The organism is Kitasatospora sp. NPDC085879 (assembly GCF_040686255.1).
Classification (GTDB): Bacteria; Actinomycetota; Actinomycetes; order Streptomycetales; family Streptomycetaceae; genus Kitasatospora.
In genome coordinates this window covers 54,103-69,942 of the sequence record NZ_JBFBJZ010000032.1, presented here as the reverse complement: position 1 = coordinate 69,942, position 15,840 = coordinate 54,103, and the positions used below count along the sequence as shown (strand labels likewise).

At 74.0% G+C, this 15,840-nt stretch carries 10 protein-coding genes; 8 read left to right on the top strand and 2 right to left on the bottom strand.

Annotated features, from left to right (window positions below; all coding sequences use genetic code 11):
- Positions 1 to 191 precede the first annotated feature (191 nt).
- On the top strand, positions 192 to 3,776 hold the full coding sequence (gene smc / locus AB0P35_RS23885; protein ID WP_363513921.1) for a chromosome segregation protein SMC: 3,585 nt from the start codon (positions 192 to 194) through the stop codon (positions 3,774 to 3,776).
- A gap of 94 nt (positions 3,777 to 3,870) precedes the next feature.
- Positions 3,871 to 5,076 (top strand): signal recognition particle-docking protein FtsY, encoded by a 1,206-nt coding sequence (gene ftsY, locus AB0P35_RS23880; RefSeq protein WP_363513918.1) that lies wholly within the window; start codon positions 3,871 to 3,873, stop codon positions 5,074 to 5,076.
- Between the two features lie 80 nt (positions 5,077 to 5,156).
- Here the strand turns inward: ftsY and AB0P35_RS23875 are convergent, their stop codons facing one another.
- Positions 5,157 to 5,855 (bottom strand): bifunctional DNA primase/polymerase, encoded by a 699-nt coding sequence (locus AB0P35_RS23875; protein ID WP_363513915.1) that lies wholly within the window; start codon positions 5,853 to 5,855, stop codon positions 5,157 to 5,159.
- A 547-nt stretch (positions 5,856 to 6,402) separates the two neighbouring features.
- On the opposite strand from AB0P35_RS23875, the gene AB0P35_RS23870 reads away from it, so the two are divergent.
- From AB0P35_RS23870 to AB0P35_RS23845, 6 genes are all read left to right on the top strand, one after another.
- Positions 6,403 to 7,857, top strand: a complete 1,455-nt coding sequence (locus AB0P35_RS23870) for a hypothetical protein (protein ID WP_095873020.1) — start codon at positions 6,403 to 6,405, stop codon at positions 7,855 to 7,857.
- Between the two features lie 354 nt (positions 7,858 to 8,211).
- Entirely contained in the window at positions 8,212 to 9,531 is a 1,320-nt protein-coding gene (locus AB0P35_RS23865) for an ammonium transporter (RefSeq protein ID WP_095873019.1), read from the top strand.
- Positions 9,531 to 9,869 (top strand): P-II family nitrogen regulator, encoded by a 339-nt coding sequence (locus AB0P35_RS23860; protein WP_030275697.1) that lies wholly within the window; start codon positions 9,531 to 9,533, stop codon positions 9,867 to 9,869. The genes AB0P35_RS23865 and AB0P35_RS23860 overlap by 1 nt, the downstream gene beginning before the upstream one ends.
- A gap of 90 nt (positions 9,870 to 9,959) precedes the next feature.
- The gene (locus AB0P35_RS23855; protein WP_363513911.1) at positions 9,960 to 12,401 is read left to right on the top strand and encodes a [protein-PII] uridylyltransferase; all 2,442 of its coding nucleotides are present in this window, start codon (positions 9,960 to 9,962) and stop codon (positions 12,399 to 12,401) included.
- A gap of 132 nt (positions 12,402 to 12,533) precedes the next feature.
- On the top strand, positions 12,534 to 14,105 hold the full coding sequence (gene ffh, locus AB0P35_RS23850) for a signal recognition particle protein (protein ID WP_363513908.1): 1,572 nt from the start codon (positions 12,534 to 12,536) through the stop codon (positions 14,103 to 14,105).
- Between the two features lie 110 nt (positions 14,106 to 14,215).
- Entirely contained in the window at positions 14,216 to 14,758 is a 543-nt protein-coding gene (locus AB0P35_RS23845; RefSeq protein WP_095873016.1) for a GNAT family protein, read from the top strand.
- Between the two features lie 71 nt (positions 14,759 to 14,829).
- Here AB0P35_RS23845 and AB0P35_RS23840 read toward each other — a convergent pair whose 3' ends face one another.
- Positions 14,830 to 15,648 carry a methyltransferase domain-containing protein gene (locus AB0P35_RS23840; RefSeq protein WP_095873015.1) on the bottom strand — a complete coding sequence of 273 codons (819 nt, stop codon included), beginning with the start codon at positions 15,646 to 15,648 and terminating at the stop codon, positions 14,830 to 14,832.
- Positions 15,649 to 15,840 lie beyond the last annotated feature (192 nt).

Below are 15,840 nucleotides of genomic sequence, written 5' to 3'. Positions count from 1 at the left end.
AGCATCCCGAAAGGGATCGCAGCCTGCAAGGGACGTCCAGCGTGGCGTCCCTTCGTCGTCTCCGGAGCCCTCCCCCGCGCCAATGCTGCCCATGCCACAACGCGGTCAAACCGTCTCCTGACACCGTTGTCCCGCACCGGCCGGATACAGTCGCCAGCACAGCGCCGCACGCTGGCGAGGAGGTCGGACGGGTGCACCTGAAGAGTCTGACGCTGCGCGGGTTCAAGTCGTTCGCCTCGGCCACGACCCTGCGCTTCGAACCCGGCATCACCTGTGTGGTCGGCCCGAACGGCTCCGGCAAGTCCAACGTCGTCGACGCGCTCTCCTGGGTGATGGGCGAACAGGGCGCCAAGTCGCTGCGCGGCGGCAAGATGGAGGACGTCATCTTCGCCGGCGCGGGCGGCCGCGCCCCGCTCGGCCGCGCCGAGGTCAGCCTCACCATCGACAACACCGACGGCGCGCTGCCCATCGACTACTCCGAAGTCACCATCACCCGGACGATGTTCCGCAACGGCGGCAGCGAGTACGCGCTCAACGGCACCGTCTGCCGGCTGCTCGACATCCAGGAGCTGCTCTCCGACTCCGGCATCGGCCGCGAGATGCACGTCATCGTCGGCCAGGGCAGGCTCGACTCCGTCCTGCAGGCCGACCCGATGGGCCGCCGCGCCTTCATCGAGGAGGCCGCCGGCGTCCTCAAGCACCGCAAGCGCAAGGAGAAGGCGCTGCGGAAGCTCGACGCGATGCAGGGCAACCTCAACCGCGTCCAGGACCTCGTCGCGGAACTCCGCCGCCAGCTCGGCCCGCTCGGCCGGCAGGCCAGGATCGCCCGCCGCGCCGCCGGCATCCAGGCCGAACTGCGCGACGCCCGGCTGCGCCTGCTCGCCGACGACCTGCTCGCCCTGCGCCGCGCCGTCGAGGCCGAGATCGCCGACGAGCTCGCCCTGCGGCTGCGCCGCACCACCGTCGAGCAGCAGCTCGCCGCCGCCGTCCAGCGCGAGGCCGTCCTGGAGGCGCAGGTCGAACAGCTCGGGCCGCGCCTGGAGGCCGTCCGGCAGACCTGGTACAGGCTCTCCTCGCTCGTCGAGCGCACCCGCGGCACCATCGGCCTCGCCGAGGCCAGGGTGCGGCACGCCCAGGCCGGGGCCCAGGGCGAGGAACGGCGCGGCCGCGACCCCGAGGAGCTCGCCGCCGAGGCCGCCCGGATCCGGGAGGAGGAGGCCGCCCTCGCCGAGGCCCTGGAGGAGGCGCAGTACGCGCTCGCCGAGGCCGTCGAGTCCCGTGGCGACCTCGAACGCTCCCTCGCCGCCGAGGAGGCCCGGCTCAAGAGCGCCGCCCGCGCCATCGCCGATCGCCGCGAGGGACTCGCCCGGATGCAGGGCCAGGCCGCAGCGGCCCGCTCCAGGGCCGCCGCCGCCCGCGCCGAGATCGGCCGGCTCACCGAGGCCGCCGCCGAGGCCGCGCAGCGCGCCGGGACCGCCGAGCAGGAGTACCGGCAGCTCCAGGAGGAGTCCGACGGCCTCGCCACCGCCGACGACGACCAGGAACGCGCCCACGAGCAGGCCCGCGCCGACCTGCACCAGGCCGAGCGCACCCTCACCGCCGCCCGGGACGCCGCCGCGGCCGCCGAACGCGAACGGGCCGGCCTGACCGCCCGCCACGAGGCCCTCTCCCTGGGCCTGCGCCGCAAGGACGGCAGCGGCACCCTGCTCACCGCCGCCGACCGGCCCGACGGCGTGCTCGGCGGCGCCGCCGAACTGCTCACCGTGCACCGCGGACACGAGACCGCGCTCGCCGCCGCACTCGGCGCCGCCGCCGAGGCCGTCGCCGTCGACGGACCGGACACCGCCGCCGAGGCGCTCCTGCTGCTCCGCAAGCAGGACGCCGGCCGCGCCGCCCTGCTCATCGCCGACGCCCCCGCGCCGCCCGCGGCCGAACGCCCCGACCTCCCCGGTGGCGCCCGCTGGGCCGCCGACCTGGTGGACGCCCCCGCGGGCCTGCGACCCGCCGTCGACACCCTGCTCGCCCGCACCGCCGTCGTCGCCGACCTCGCCGCCGCCCGTGGCCTGATCGCCCGGCACCCCGCGCTCACCGCCGTCACCGCCGACGGTGACTTGCTCGCCGGCGGCTGGGCCCAGGGCGGTGCCGCCGGTGCGCCCAGCCTGCTGGAGACCCAGGCCCAGGTCGCCGACGCGGCCCGCCGGATCGACGAACTCGACGCCCAGTGCGAGCAGTTGGCCGAGGAGCTGGCCACCGCAGCCGAAAGCCGCCGCGAACTCGCCCTCGCCCAGGATGAATTTGCAGCAGCCCGGCGCCGCGCCGAGAAGGAACGGTCCCAACTCGCGGGCGCACTCGGTCGGTCCGCCGGACAGGCCCGAGCCGCCGCCGACGAGGCCGACCGTCTCGCCGCCGCCGCCGACCGCGCCGAACAGGGCCTGGCCGAGGCCGAGGAGGCCGCCGAGGAACTCGCCGCCCGGCTCGAGGCCGCCGAGGAGCTCGACGCCGCCGGCGAGGACGAGCCCGACACCGCCGAACGCGACCGCCTCGCCGCCGCCGGAACCGCCGCCCGCCAGGCCGAGATGGAGGCCCGGCTCGCCGTCCGCACCCACGAGGAGCGCGTCCGCTCCCTCGCCGGCCGCGCCGACCAGCTCGACCGCGCCGCCGCCGCCGAACGCGAGGCCCGCGCCCGCGCCGCCCACCGCCGCGCCCGCGCCCGGCACGAGGCCGAGGTCGCCACCGCCGTCGCCGCCGGCGCCCGGGCCCTGCTCGCCGCCGTCGAGGGCTCGCTCGCCGCCGCGGACGCCGAACGCACCGCCGTCGAGCAGGACCGCACCGGACGCGAGGGCGAGCTGCGCACCGCCCGCGAGCACGGCCGCGAACTCAAGGCCGAACTCGACCGGCTGGTCGACAGCAGCCACCGCGACGAGGTGCTGCGGGCCGAGAAGCGGCTGCGCATCGAGCAGTTGGAGGCCCGCGCGCTGGAGGAGTTCGGCATCGGCGGGCAGGAACTGATCGACGGCTACGGCCCCGACAAGCCCGTCCCGCCGCCCGCGCCGGAGGAGGGCCAGGAGCCCGGGGAGCCCCGCCCCTACGACCGGGCCGAGCAGGAGAAGCGGCTGAAGGCCGCCGAACGCGCCTACCAGCAGCTCGGCAAGGTCAACCCGCTGGCACTGGAGGAGTTCGCCGCCCTGGAGGAACGGCACCGCTTCCTCGGCGAGCAGCTCGACGACCTCAAGAAGAGCCGGCGCGACCTGATGGAGATCGTCCGCGACGTCGACGCCCGCGTCGAGCAGCTCTTCAGCGCCGCGTTCCAGGACACGGCCGCCCAGTTCGAAGGGGTCTTCTCCAGGCTCTTCCCCGGCGGCGAGGGCCGGCTGGTGCTCACCGACCCCGACTCCATGCTGACCACCGGCGTCGAGGTCGAGGCCCGCCCGCCCGGCAAGAAGGTCAAGCGGCTGTCGCTGCTCTCCGGCGGCGAGCGCTCGCTCACCGCCGTCGCCCTGCTGGTCTCCATCTTCAAGGCCCGACCCAGCCCCTTCTACGTGATGGACGAGGTCGAGGCGGCGCTCGACGAGACCAACCTGCGAAGGCTGATCGCCATCATGGAGGAGCTCCGGGAGAGCTCCCAGCTGATCGTCATCACCCACCAGAAGCTCACCATGGAGTCCGCCGACGCCCTGTACGGCGTGACCATGAAGGGCGACGGCATCTCCCAGGTGATCAGCCAGCGGCTCCGGGAAGAGCACAAGGAGAAGCGGACCCCGGCGCCCGCCCGCTGAGCGCCGCCCGCCCGGCGTCCGCACGGACGGTGAGCGAGCCACGCCGCCCGGCTACTCCCGGCGGCACGGGGGCGTCGCTGATACTGGGGGGGTTATGGAATACGTGATCCTTGCCGTCATCATCGCCGTGGTCGCCGTCGGCGCGATCGCGGGTCTCGTCGTCAACGGCAGACGACGCAAGCCGCTGCCTCCCAAGCCCGAGGCACCCGTCATCACGCCGCCGCGCGAGCCGCAGGTCGGCGAGGAGTCCGCCGCGCCCACCGAGGCGCCCGTCCAGACCATAGAGGAGGTGCCCCTCCCCGAGGCCCCCGAGGCCCCCACAGCTCCGGAGGAGGCCCCGGCGGAGGCCGCGGCCCCGCCGGCGATCGAGGTACCCGAACCCACCGCGGGCCGGCTCGTCCGGCTGCGCTCCCGGCTCTCCCGCTCGCAGAACGCGCTCGGCAAGGGCCTGCTCACCCTGCTCTCCCGGGACCGCCTCGACGAGGACACCTGGGAGGAGATCGAGGAGATCCTGCTCACCGCGGACATCGGTGTCGCCGCGACCCAGGAGCTGGTCGACAACCTCCGTACCCGGGTCAAGGTGCTCGGCACCCGTACCCCGGCCGAGCTGCGCGGCCTGCTGCACGAGGAGCTCGTCGCCCTGATCGGGCCGGACGCCGACCGCACCGTCCACTCCACCAAGCACGAGGAGGGCCCCGCGGTCGTCCTGGTCGTCGGCGTGAACGGCGTCGGCAAGACCACCACCACCGGCAAGCTCGCCCGGGTGCTCGTCGCCGACGGCCGCCGGGTGGTGCTCGGCGCCGCCGACACCTTCCGTGCCGCCGCCGCCGACCAGCTGCAGACCTGGGGCGAGCGGGTCGGCGCGCACACCGTCCGCGGGCCCGAGGGCGGCGACCCGGCCTCGGTCGCCTTCGACGCCGTCAAGGAGGGCATCGCCGAGGGCGTCGACACCGTCCTCGTCGACACCGCCGGCCGGCTGCACACCAAGACCGGCCTGATGGACGAGCTCGGCAAGGTCAAGCGGGTCGTCGAGAAGCACGGCCCGGTCGACGAGGTGCTGCTCGTCCTGGACGCCACCACCGGCCAGAACGGCCTCGTCCAGGCCCGGGTGTTCGCCGAGGTCGTCGACATCACCGGCATCGTGCTGACCAAGCTCGACGGCACCGCCAAGGGCGGCATCGTCGTCTCCGTCCAGCGCGAACTCGGTGTGCCGGTCAAGCTGGTCGGCCTCGGCGAGGGCGCCGACGACCTGGCGCCGTTCGAGCCGGCCGCCTTCGTGGACGCCCTGATCGGCGACTGACCCGCACCGGCGGACAGCACAGCGGCGGGCCGCCGCCCCGAACCCCGGGGCGGCGGCCCGCCGCCGTGTCGTCCGGCCCCTCAGGCGGCCGGCCAGGCCGGCTCGCACGCGCGAGCCCGCCCGCGGTGGCAGGCGTACGCCAGGGTGCCGAGCAGCAGCCGGGCCTCCGGAGGACAGGCCGCGCTCTCCCGGGTCGGGCGGCGCACCCAGCGCATCGGGCCGAGCCCGCCGAGCACCGTCGGCGGTGCGGCCACGTACGACCCGGCGCCGTGGCAGACCAGGTCCAGCGAGGCGTCGTCCCAGCCCATCCGGTACAGCAGTTCGGGCAGCCGGCGCGCGGTGCCGGGCGCCACGAAGAACAGCAGCCGCCCGGCCGGCGAGGCGAGCACCGGCCCGACCTGGGTGCCCATCCGCTCCAGCCGGACGAGCGCCTGCAGACCCGGCTGCTCCGGAACGTCCAGGACGTCGAAGTGCAGCCCGGCCGGCAGCAGCACCGGCGCGTCCGCGGCCAGCAGCGCGGGCAGTTCGTCCGCCGGGGTGCCGGGGGCGGCCTTCGGGCCGGCCGCGGAGTGCAGGCCGGGGGCGGCGCAGTGCGCGGCGGCGCAGTCGCAGACGGCGGGGGAGCGGTGGGCGCGGGCCGCACCCGCGACGACCGTCCAGCCGAGGCGGGCGGTGTACTCGCCGGCCGCCCGGAGGGCGGTGGCCCGGGTGCGCCGCAGGGTGCCGCGCGGCGCCAGCCGCAGGTGCCGCAGCCGGAGTTCGCCGAACAGGTTGTCCATGCCTTCCCCAACAGGTTCTGGATGCCGGTGGTTACGGGACTGTGACGGTGCGTCGGACGTCACGCGCGGTGCGGGTGGTGCACCGGCGGCGCGCGCTGTCGGACGCGCTCCGATTCGTGTCGCGCGTTCCAGCAGCCGGCGGGCCCCGGAGCTGCGGATACCGGGAGGTCGCTGTCGCACGAGGGTTCCTCCGTCCTCTGGCGGTCCGTCAAAACCGGTAGCATCGACGGCAGTTGATCCGCCCCCAGGGCGGGAGCCCATCCGTCGGGCATGTGCCGGGGTCACTGCGAACCGGCTACCAGTGAAGCGCGACCCGGCCACTCTTTGTTCACTCGCAGGGGTGGCGAAGGGTGGCGTTTCCTCGGCGGTGCTCCCCCGGATGGCGGAAATCACGTTACGTTCGGCACACGGAGCACAGCGGACCGTCCACAGTACGGGGGTCCGCCTCCTCGGCAGTCGAGCAGGCACGGTACGTCGAGCAAGCGCCCGAACCGTCGGGCACCACGAGCGGGGCCCAGTGCGGGGCCGGGCGGGATGGGGCGTTCCCATGGGAGAGAAGCAACCGAACGAGAAGCTGACGTCGTGGTTCGCCCGAAGCGGCTGGTCCAAGGGCGAGTTGGCGCGTCAGGTCAACCGCAGGGCCCGCCAGATCGGCGCCCACCACGTCAGCACCGACACCTCCCGGGTGCGCCGCTGGCTCGACGGGGAGCAACCGCGCGAGCCCATCCCGAAGATCCTGTCCGAGCTGTTCTCCGAGCGCTTCGGCTCGGTGGTCTCGATCGAGGAGCTCGGCCTGCGCACCGCCGTCCCGGTCTCCACCGTCGGCGGCGGCGTCGACCTGCCGTGGAGCGGCGACCAGACCGTCCAGCTGATCAGCGAGTACTCGCGCAGCGACCTGATGCTCAACCGCCGCGGCTTCCTGGGCACCTCGCTCGCCCTGACCGCCGGCGCCGCCCTCATCGAGCCCATGCAGCGCTGGCTCACCCCCGGCCCCGGCGGCGCGCCGACCCCGATCCTCACCGCCGCCAACGGCGGCGAGCCCTACACCGGCCGGCTCTCCGAGCCCGAGCTCCAACTCCTCGAGCAGACCACGGTGATGTTCCGCCAGTGGGACGCGCAGAACGGCGGCGGCCTGCGCCGCAAGGCCGTGGTCGGCCAGCTCCACGAGGTCACCGACCTCCTCCAGGAGTCCTACCCCGAGCCCACCACCAAGCGGCTGTTCCGGCTCACCGCCGAACTCGCCCACCTGGCCGGCTGGATGTCCTACGACGTCGGCATGCACCCCAGCGCGCAGAAGTACTACGTGCTGGCCCTCCATGCCGCCAAGGAAGCAGGGGACCGCCCGTTCGGCGCCCTCATCCTGACCGACATGAGCCGCCAGATGATCCACCTCAACCGCGGCGAGGACGCACTGGAGCTCATCCACCTCGCCCAGTACGGCAGCCGCGACACCGCCACCCCCCGCCAGCAGGCGCTGCTGTACGCGATGGAGGCCCGCGCCTACTCCACCATCGGCGAGGTCAACCGCTGCGCCCGGGCCGCCCGGCTCGCCGAGGACACCTTCAGCGACTGCCGCGCCGGCGACGCCGACCCGAACTGGCTCCGGTTCTTCTCCGAGGCCGAGCTCAACGCGGAGAACGCGCACTCGTTCCGCGACCTGGCCTACCACTCCAGCCGCAGCCAGCTGTACGCCTCGATGTCCGCCCCGGTGATGGAGCGCGCCGTCGACCTGTTCCGGCAGGACGGCGAGCACGTCCGCAGCTACGCGTTCAATCTGATCGGCATGGCCAGCGTCCACCTGCTGCAGAACGAGCCGGAGCAGGCGGCGGTGATGGCCGAGCAGGCCGTCGACATCGCCACCAAGGTCCGCTCGGAGCGGCTCAACACCCGCGTGCGCAAGACCACCGAGGCCGCCAACCGCCAGTACAAGGGCGTGCCCGAGGTCGCCCGGCTGGCCGAGCGCGTGGTGCAGGACATTCCGGAGTTCGCCTCGGCGGTCTGACCACCGCCCGCGAGGGGCCGCTTTCGGCCATCCTCGCCCCCGACCCCGACCGTGGGGGTCCGTGCGGCTACGTATCCGTACGGGCTCCCCCGCCCTTCGCCCCCGGGCCTCCACGGTCGGTGAACCCTCCCGTACCCGCTGTACCGAGCGGCGGAACGGTAACGCAGATCTGTCATGGCACGGCCGTGGTTCACGTGCTCGTAACGCCCCCGTTGGTTGCGTCACGGCGGCGAAACATCGAGCCGCATCGGCCGAAATCAGCCTTCGGCACTCTCCTTCACATCGCCGACACCCCGGGTGGAACGGGACAGGGATCCCGGGTGTGGAGCGGCTTCCATTCACGAGGAGACGCCGATGCCGGACGGCTTCAGCGCGGGCGATACCGCCTTTGTGTTCATCTGTGCGGCCCTGGTCATGTTGATGACACCGGGCCTGGCCTTCTTCTACGGAGGCATGGTCAGGGTCAAGAGCACCCTCAACATGCTGGTCATGAGCTTCATTACGCTCGCGATCGTCAGCGTCCTGTGGGTCCTCTACGGCTACAGCCTCGCCTTCGGACCGGACGCCGGCGCCGGCCTGATCGGCAACCTGGACTTCCTGGGCTTCCGCGGCATCGGGCTGAACGACCTCAGCGGCACCATCCCGGTCACCGGATTCGCGGCCTTCCAGCTGATGTTCGCCATCATCACCCCGGCCCTCATCAGCGGCGCCATCGCCGACCGCGCCAAGTTCGCGGCCTGGTCGCTGTTCGTGGCGCTCTGGGTCACCGTCGTCTACTTCCCGGTCGCGCACTGGGTGTTCGCCTTCGACAAGGGCAACGGCGGCTGGCTCGGCGACCGCAACGGCGTCATCGACTTCGCCGGTGGCACCGCCGTCCACATCAACGCCGGTGTCGCGGGCCTCGCCCTCGCCCTGGTGCTCGGCAAGCGCATCGGCTTCAAGAAGGACCCGATGCGTCCGCACAGCCTCCCGCTGGTGATGCTCGGCTCCGGCCTGCTGTGGTTCGGCTGGTTCGGCTTCAACGCCGGCTCGGCGCTCGCCGCCAACGGCGTGGCCGGCATGGCGTTCATGAACACCCAGGTCGCCACCGCCGCCGCCGTCCTCGGCTGGCTCGCCTACGAGAAGATCAAGCACGGCGCCTTCACCACCCTCGGTGCCGCCTCCGGTGCGGTCGCCGGTCTGGTCGCCATCACCCCCGCCTGTGGCTCGGTCTCCCCGCTCGGCGCCATCGCGATCGGCATCATCGCCGGTGTCGCCTGCGCCGCCGCGATCAGCCTCAAGTACAAGCTCGGCTTCGACGACTCGCTCGACGTGGTCGGTGTCCACCTCGTCGGCGGTGTCATCGGCTCCCTGCTGATCGGCTTCTTCGCCACCGGCCACGTCGGCCAGACCGCCAAGGGTCTCTTCTACGGCGGCGGCTTCGACCAGCTCGGCAAGCAGGCGCTCGGCGTGGTCGCGGTCGCCGTGTACTCCTTCGTCGTCACCTACGTCCTGGGCCTCGCCATCCACAAGACGGTCGGCTTCCGGGTCTCCGAGGACGTCGAGGTCTCCGGCATCGACCAGGCGGAGCACGCCGAGTCCGCCTACGACTTCACCGCGGTCGGCGCCAGCCTCGCCCGGGCCGTCTCCGCCACCCCTGCCACCGCCGCCACGAAGGCCGAGGTCGACGCCTGATGAAGCTCATCACCGCAGTCATCAAGCCGCACCGCCTGGACGACGTGAAGGAGGCCCTGCAGGCCTTCGGCGTCCACGGCCTGACCGTCACCGAGGCCAGCGGCTACGGCCGGCAGCGCGGCCACACCGAGGTCTACCGGGGTGCGGAGTACACCGTCGACCTGGTGCCCAAGGTCCGCATCGAGATCCTCGTCGAGGACGACGACGCCGAGCAGCTGATCGACGTCGTGGTCAAGGCCGCCCGCACCGGCAAGATCGGTGACGGCAAGGTCTGGGCCGTCCCGGTCGACACGGCGGTGCGCGTCCGCACCGGCGAGCGCGGCCCCGACGCGCTCTAGCATCAGCACCACACGCTCATGGCGGACCTGCCCACCGGCAGGTCCGCCGGAGGCGTATCCGGCCCCCGCCCCACGGATGGGATCTTTGACGTGACGACGACCGAAGCCCACCCCTCCGACCCGGCCCGCCCGGACGACCACGGCGCCGCGCGCACCCGGCTGCTCGCCGACCCCGGTCTCGGCGGGGCCGCCCGCCGCACCGCGCTCGCCCGGCTCACCGACGGCTGGCTCACCGGGCTCTACCGGGACGCCGGCGCCCCCGCCGGCACCGCCCTGGTCGCCGTCGGCGGCTACGGCCGCGGCGAACTCTCCCCGCGCAGCGACCTCGACGTCCTGCTGCTCCACGAGGGCCCGATCGACCCCCGGCTGCCCGAGCGGATCTGGTACCCGGTCTGGGACTCCGGCGCCGCCCTCGACCACTCGGTGCGCACCCTCGACGAGGCCCGCGCCGTCGCAGCGGAGGACCTCAAGGCCCAGCTCGGCCTGCTGGACGCCCGCCACATCGCCGGCGACGCCGCCCTCACCGCATCGCTGCGCTCCACCCTGCTCGCCGACTGGCGGGCCGGCGCCGCCGCCCGGCTGCCCGAACTCCAGCAGCTCTCCGCCGAGCGCGCCGAACGCCACGGCGAGCTCTCCTTCCTGCTCGAACCCGACCTCAAGGAGGCCCGCGGCGGCCTGCGGGACGTCGTCGCCCTCAACGCCGTCGCCGCCACCTGGCTCGCCGACGCGCCTCGCGACGGTCTGGAGGCCGCCGCCGCCCGGCTCGCCGACGTCCGCGACGCCCTGCACCTCACCACCGGCCGCGCCACCGAGCGGCTCAGCCTGCAGGACCAGGACCAGGTCGCGGCCCGGCTCGGCGTCCTCGACGCCGACACCCTGCTCCGACAGGTCTACGAGGCCGCCCGCACCATCACCTACGCCTCCGACGTCACCTGGCGCGCCGTCGAGCGGGTGCTCGCCGCCCGCAGCGGCCGCGGCCGCCGGCTCTCCCGGATCGCCTTCCCGTTCAGCGGCACCGGCCGCGGCGCGGGCGCCGTCGCCAAGGGCGTCGTGGACCGCCGCCCGCTCGCCGAGGGCGTCGTCGAGCAGGACGGCGAGGCCGTGCTCGCCCAGGGCGCCCGCCCCGCCCAGGACCCGGTCCTGCCGCTGCGTGCCGCCGCCGCGGCCGCCCAGGCCGGTCTCACCGTCGCGTACGCCACCGTCCGGCGGCTGGCCGCCGAGACCAAGCCGCTGCCGGTGCCTTGGCCGGACGAGGCCCGCGAGCAGCTGATCACCCTGCTCGGCGCCGGCGAGGCCTGTCTGCCGGTCTGGGAGGCCCTGGAGGCGGAGGGGCTGATCACCCGGCTGCTGCCCGACTGGGAGCGGGTGCGCTGCCGTCCTCAGCGCAACGCCGTGCACCGCTGGACGGTCGACCGGCACCTGATCGAGACCGCGGTGCGGGCCGCCGCGATGACCCGCCGGGTGGCCCGCCCCGACCTTCTGCTGGTCGCCGCCCTGCTGCACGACATCGGCAAGGGCTGGCCCGGCGACCATTCGGAGGCCGGCGAGGTCATCGTCCGCGACGTCGCCGCCCGGATGGGCTTCGACAAGAACGACACCGACACCCTCGCCCTGCTGGTCCGCCACCACCTCACCCTGGTCGACACCGCCACCCGCCGGGACCCGGACGACCCGGCCACCGTCGACGCCATCACCAAGGTCGTCGGCACCCTGCCGCACCTGGAGCTGCTGCACGCCCTCACCGAGGCCGACGCCACCGCCACCGGCCCGGCCGCCTGGAGCAGCTGGCGCGCCTCGCTGGTCGGCAACCTGGTCGCCCGGGCGGCCGCCCGGCTGGCCGGCGGCGTCAGCCACCCGCCGGCCGGCGACCCCACCGCCGAGGAGGAGCGGCTCGCCGTGGAGGCCGCCCGCACCGGTGCGCCCGCGCTCTCGCTGCACGCCCACACCGAGCAGGACACCACCGGCACCGAGCCGATGGGCGTCGAGCTCACCCTGGCCATCCCGGACCGGCCCGGCCTGCTCGGCACGGTCGCGGGCGTCCTCGCCCTGCACCGGCTCACCGTCCGCTCCGCCTCGCTGCGCGAGCTCGACCCGATCGGTGCCGGCCCGGTGCTGCTGCTCTCCTGGACGGTCGCCGCCGAGTACGGCGAACTGCCGGAGGCGGCCCGGCTCCGCGCCGACCTGCGCCGGGCCCTGGACGGCTCGCTGGACGTCGCCCGCAAGCTCGCCGAGCGCGACGCCGCCGCACCCCGGCGGCGCGGCATCGCCGCCCCGCCACCGGTCGTCTCGGTGGCCCCCGGCGCGTCCACCAGCGCCACCATCCTGGAGGTCCGTGCGCACGACGCGCCCGGCCTGCTGCACCGGATCGGCCGGGCCCTGGACGCGGCCGGGGTCCGGGTGCGCGCCGCGTACGTCTCCACGCTCGGTGCGGACGCGGTGGACGCCTTCTACGTCACCGATGCCGAGGGCCTGCCGCTGGCCGCGGCGCGTGCGACGCAGGTGGCCAGAGCGGTCCAGGAGGCCCTCGGCTGAGCCCGCGGCCGGCGGCCGGAGCGCGTGTGCGGCCGCCGGACGACCGGGGTGGAGACCGTTCGCCGGGCGGCCCGATACCCTGGGGGGCGACGACAGTACCCATACCGATGCCGCAAGGGACCCGCGACCGACGTGTTCGACACTCTCTCCGACCGCCTCGCAGCGACGTTCAAGAACCTCCGGGGCAAGGGCCGCCTCAGCGAGGCGGACATCGACGCCACCGCCCGCGAGATCCGGATCGCGCTGCTGGAGGCGGATGTCGCGCTGCCGGTGGTGCGGGCCTTCATCAAGCAGGTCAAGGACCGCGCCCTCGGCGCGGAGGTCTCCGGCGCGCTGAACCCGGCGCAGCAGATCATCAAGATCGTCAACGAGGAGCTCATCAGCATCCTCGGTGGCGAGACCCGCCGCCTGCGGTACGCCAAGACCGGCCCGACCGTGATCATGCTGGCCGGTCTGCAGGGTGCCGGTAAGACCACCCTCGCCGGAAAGCTCGGCCACTGGCTCAAGAGCCAGAAGCACACCCCCCTGCTGGTCGCCTGCGACCTCCAGCGCCCCAACGCGGTCAACCAGCTCGGCGTCGTCGCCGAGCGGGCCGGCGTGGCCTTCTACGGCCCCGAGCCGGGCAACGGCGTCGGCGACCCGGTCAAGGTCGCCCGCGACTCGATCGAGTACGCCAAGCAGAAGCAGTACGACGTCGTCATCGTCGACACCGCCGGCCGCCTCGGCATCGACGCCGAGATGATGCAGCAGGCCGCCGACATCCGGGCCGCCGTCCAGCCCGACGAGGTCCTGTTCGTCGTCGACGCCATGGTCGGCCAGGACGCGGTCACCACCGCGCAGGCCTTCCTGGAGGGCGTCGACTTCACCGGCGTCGTGCTCTCCAAGCTCGACGGCGACGCCCGCGGCGGCGCCGCCCTCTCGGTCGCCCACGTGACCGGCCGCCAGATCATGTTCGCCTCCAACGGCGAGAAGGTCGACGACTTCGACGCCTTCCACCCGGACCGGATGGCCTCGCGCATCCTCGGCATGGGCGACATGCTGTCGCTCATCGAGAAGGCCGAGCAGACCTTCTCGCAGGCCGAGGCCGAGAAGATGGCCTCCAAGCTCCAGGGCGGCGGCAAGGACTTCACGCTCGACGACTTCCTGTCGCAGCTGGAGCAGGTCCAGAAGATGGGCTCGATCTCCAAGCTGCTCGGCATGCTGCCCGGCATGGGTCAGATCCGCGACCAGATCAACAACATCGACGACAAGGACGTCAACCGCGTCGGCGCGATCATCAAGTCGATGACCCCCGCCGAGCGCACCGACCCGAAGATGATCAACGGCTCGCGCCGGCTGCGCATCGCCAAGGGCTCGGGCGTCCAGGTCGGCGAGGTCAACAACCTCGTCGAGCGGTTCTTCGAGGCCCGCAAGATGATGTCCGCCATGGCCTCCGGCAAGGGCATCCCCGGCATGCCGGGCATCCCCGGCATGGGCGGCGGCGGCAAGAAGTCCGCCAAGAAGGCCCCGGCCGCCAAGGGCAAGCGCAAGTCCGGCAACCCGCTGAAGCGGGCCCAGGAGGAGGCGGCCGCCGCCGAGCGTCGCGCCCTCGGGGCCGGCGGCCAGGGCCAGCAGCAGGCCGCCCCGGGCGGCGCCTTCGGCCTCGGCGCGGGCAAGGGCCCGGCCGACTTCGAACTGCCCAAGGAGTTCAAGGACCTGCTCTGACGGTCCCCGCCCGCCGGCCCGCCGCCCCCTCGCCCGGGGCGGCGGGCCGGCGGCGTTTCCGGAGGCCTGCCGCGCTGCGCGAACGACCCGTCCGGCGCCCGCCCGCACCCATGGCCGATGATGGTGGTGTGCGAGTGAGGATCAGGGAACCCCGACCGGACGACGTGGCCCCGTACGCCGAGGCGGTGCGGCGCTCGGCCGACCACATAGGGCGCTGGAACCCGGTGGAGCCGGACGGCCTCGCCGAGCTGCTGGACCGTCAGGGCCCCGGCCTGCGCACCTTCCTGATCGAGGACGTCGCCAGCGGCGGGCTCGTCGGCAAGTGCAACGTGGCCAACATCGTGATGGGCCGCTTCTGCAACGGCGCCCTCGGCTACGACTCCTACCTGCCCTACGCGGGCACCGGGCGGATGACCGAGGGCATGCGGCTGGTGGTCGACCGCTGCTTCGCCCCGGGCGAGCGCGGCGGGCTCGGCCTGCACCGGCTGGAGATCAACGTGCAGCCCGACAACGTCCGCTCCGTCGCCCTGGCCGAGCGGCTCGGCTTCCGGCACGAGGGCTTCACCCCGCGGATGCTGTTCCTCTCCGGCGCCTGGCGCGACCACGAGCGGTACGCACTGACCGCCGAGGAGTGGACCCCGCTCGACCGCTGAACCGCGGCCGGGCGGGGAGCCACCGCGCGCCGCGGCCCGGGGCGGGGGCGCCCGCCCCGGGCCGCGACGGATCAGCGCGGCTGCTCGGCCACCACGTACCGGAACACGTTGGCCATCCGCACCGAGGCGTCCGCCTGCACGAAGGGGTGCAGCGCCTCCTCCAGCTCCTTCGTCACCAGCGCCGGCCCCCACTCCTCGATCGCGCCCCCGTACAGGCCGGTCGAGAGCATGCCGCGGACGGCGCTGTCGAGGTCCGGGTAGGCGAATGGGCAGCTGACCCGGCCGCTGCCGGCGGGCCGGAGCCCCACGCCGGCGCACAGCTCCTCCAGTGCGCCGGGGGCGCTCAGTGCGAACGGGTCGCGGGCGGGGACCCGGGCCGAGCGGCGCCGGGCCACCTCCAGCACGCTCGCGCTCTCGCACCGCTCCGGCGGCCCCCAGCCGGCCAGCACCACGTGCCCGCCCTGCAGGGTGAGCGTCGCCGCCTCCAGCACCAGGACGGCGGGATCCGCCACGTAGGCTAGCTCCTCGAAAACAGTGACCAGCGAATACGCCGAGCGGGGGACGGGTTGGCCCGACCGGTCGATGCCGCCGACACCCGCCACCCGCAGTCGCCGGCCCTCCGCGAGTTCGCGCAGCTCCGCCTCCGGCTCCAGTCCGGCGACCTGCGCGCCGCGGTCCGCGGCGAGCAGCAGGGCGAGCCCCGAGCGGCAGCCGAGACCGAGCAGGCTGGTCGCCGGCCCGACCTCCAACCGCCGGTATACCGCCTGGTAGAGCGGCACCAGCATCCGCTCCTGGATCTCCGCCCAGTCACGCGCCCGACCGTGCGACCCCGCTCCGCCGCCCGCGTGCGGGCGCTGCGCGGTCGTGGCGGTCACCTGCGCTGAAGCCATCGCGGCCTCCCATTCGGTGTGTGCGTCCGATGCTCCGGCTCCCCCCGGTCGTGTCCCGCCCCGCCTTCCAGCGAACAGCGGTCGGGCGCTGCCGTCCAGAGGTGTGCAGGGAGTGTCCGTGCGCCGAGGCGTGCGCCCCCGCAGTGCGCTGGTGAAACGGATTCACGATCGGCACCCCGATCCCCGTACCAT

Excerpts from the sequence above, each read along its gene's own strand:
- ftsY (WP_363513918.1), top strand. The coding sequence starts at position 3,871 with ATGGAATACGTGATCCTTGCCGTCATCATCGCCGTGGTCGCCGTCGGC.
- AB0P35_RS23875 (WP_363513915.1), bottom strand. The coding sequence starts at position 5,855 with ATGGACAACCTGTTCGGCGAACTCCGGCTGCGGCACCTGCGGCTGGCG.
- AB0P35_RS23870 (WP_095873020.1), top strand. The coding sequence starts at position 6,403 with ATGGGAGAGAAGCAACCGAACGAGAAGCTGACGTCGTGGTTCGCCCGA.
- AB0P35_RS23865 (WP_095873019.1), top strand. The coding sequence starts at position 8,212 with ATGCCGGACGGCTTCAGCGCGGGCGATACCGCCTTTGTGTTCATCTGT.
- AB0P35_RS23860 (WP_030275697.1), top strand. The coding sequence starts at position 9,531 with ATGAAGCTCATCACCGCAGTCATCAAGCCGCACCGCCTGGACGACGTG.
- AB0P35_RS23845 (WP_095873016.1), top strand. The coding sequence starts at position 14,216 with ATGGCCGATGATGGTGGTGTGCGAGTGAGGATCAGGGAACCCCGACCG.
- AB0P35_RS23840 (WP_095873015.1), bottom strand. The coding sequence starts at position 15,648 with ATGGCTTCAGCGCAGGTGACCGCCACGACCGCGCAGCGCCCGCACGCG.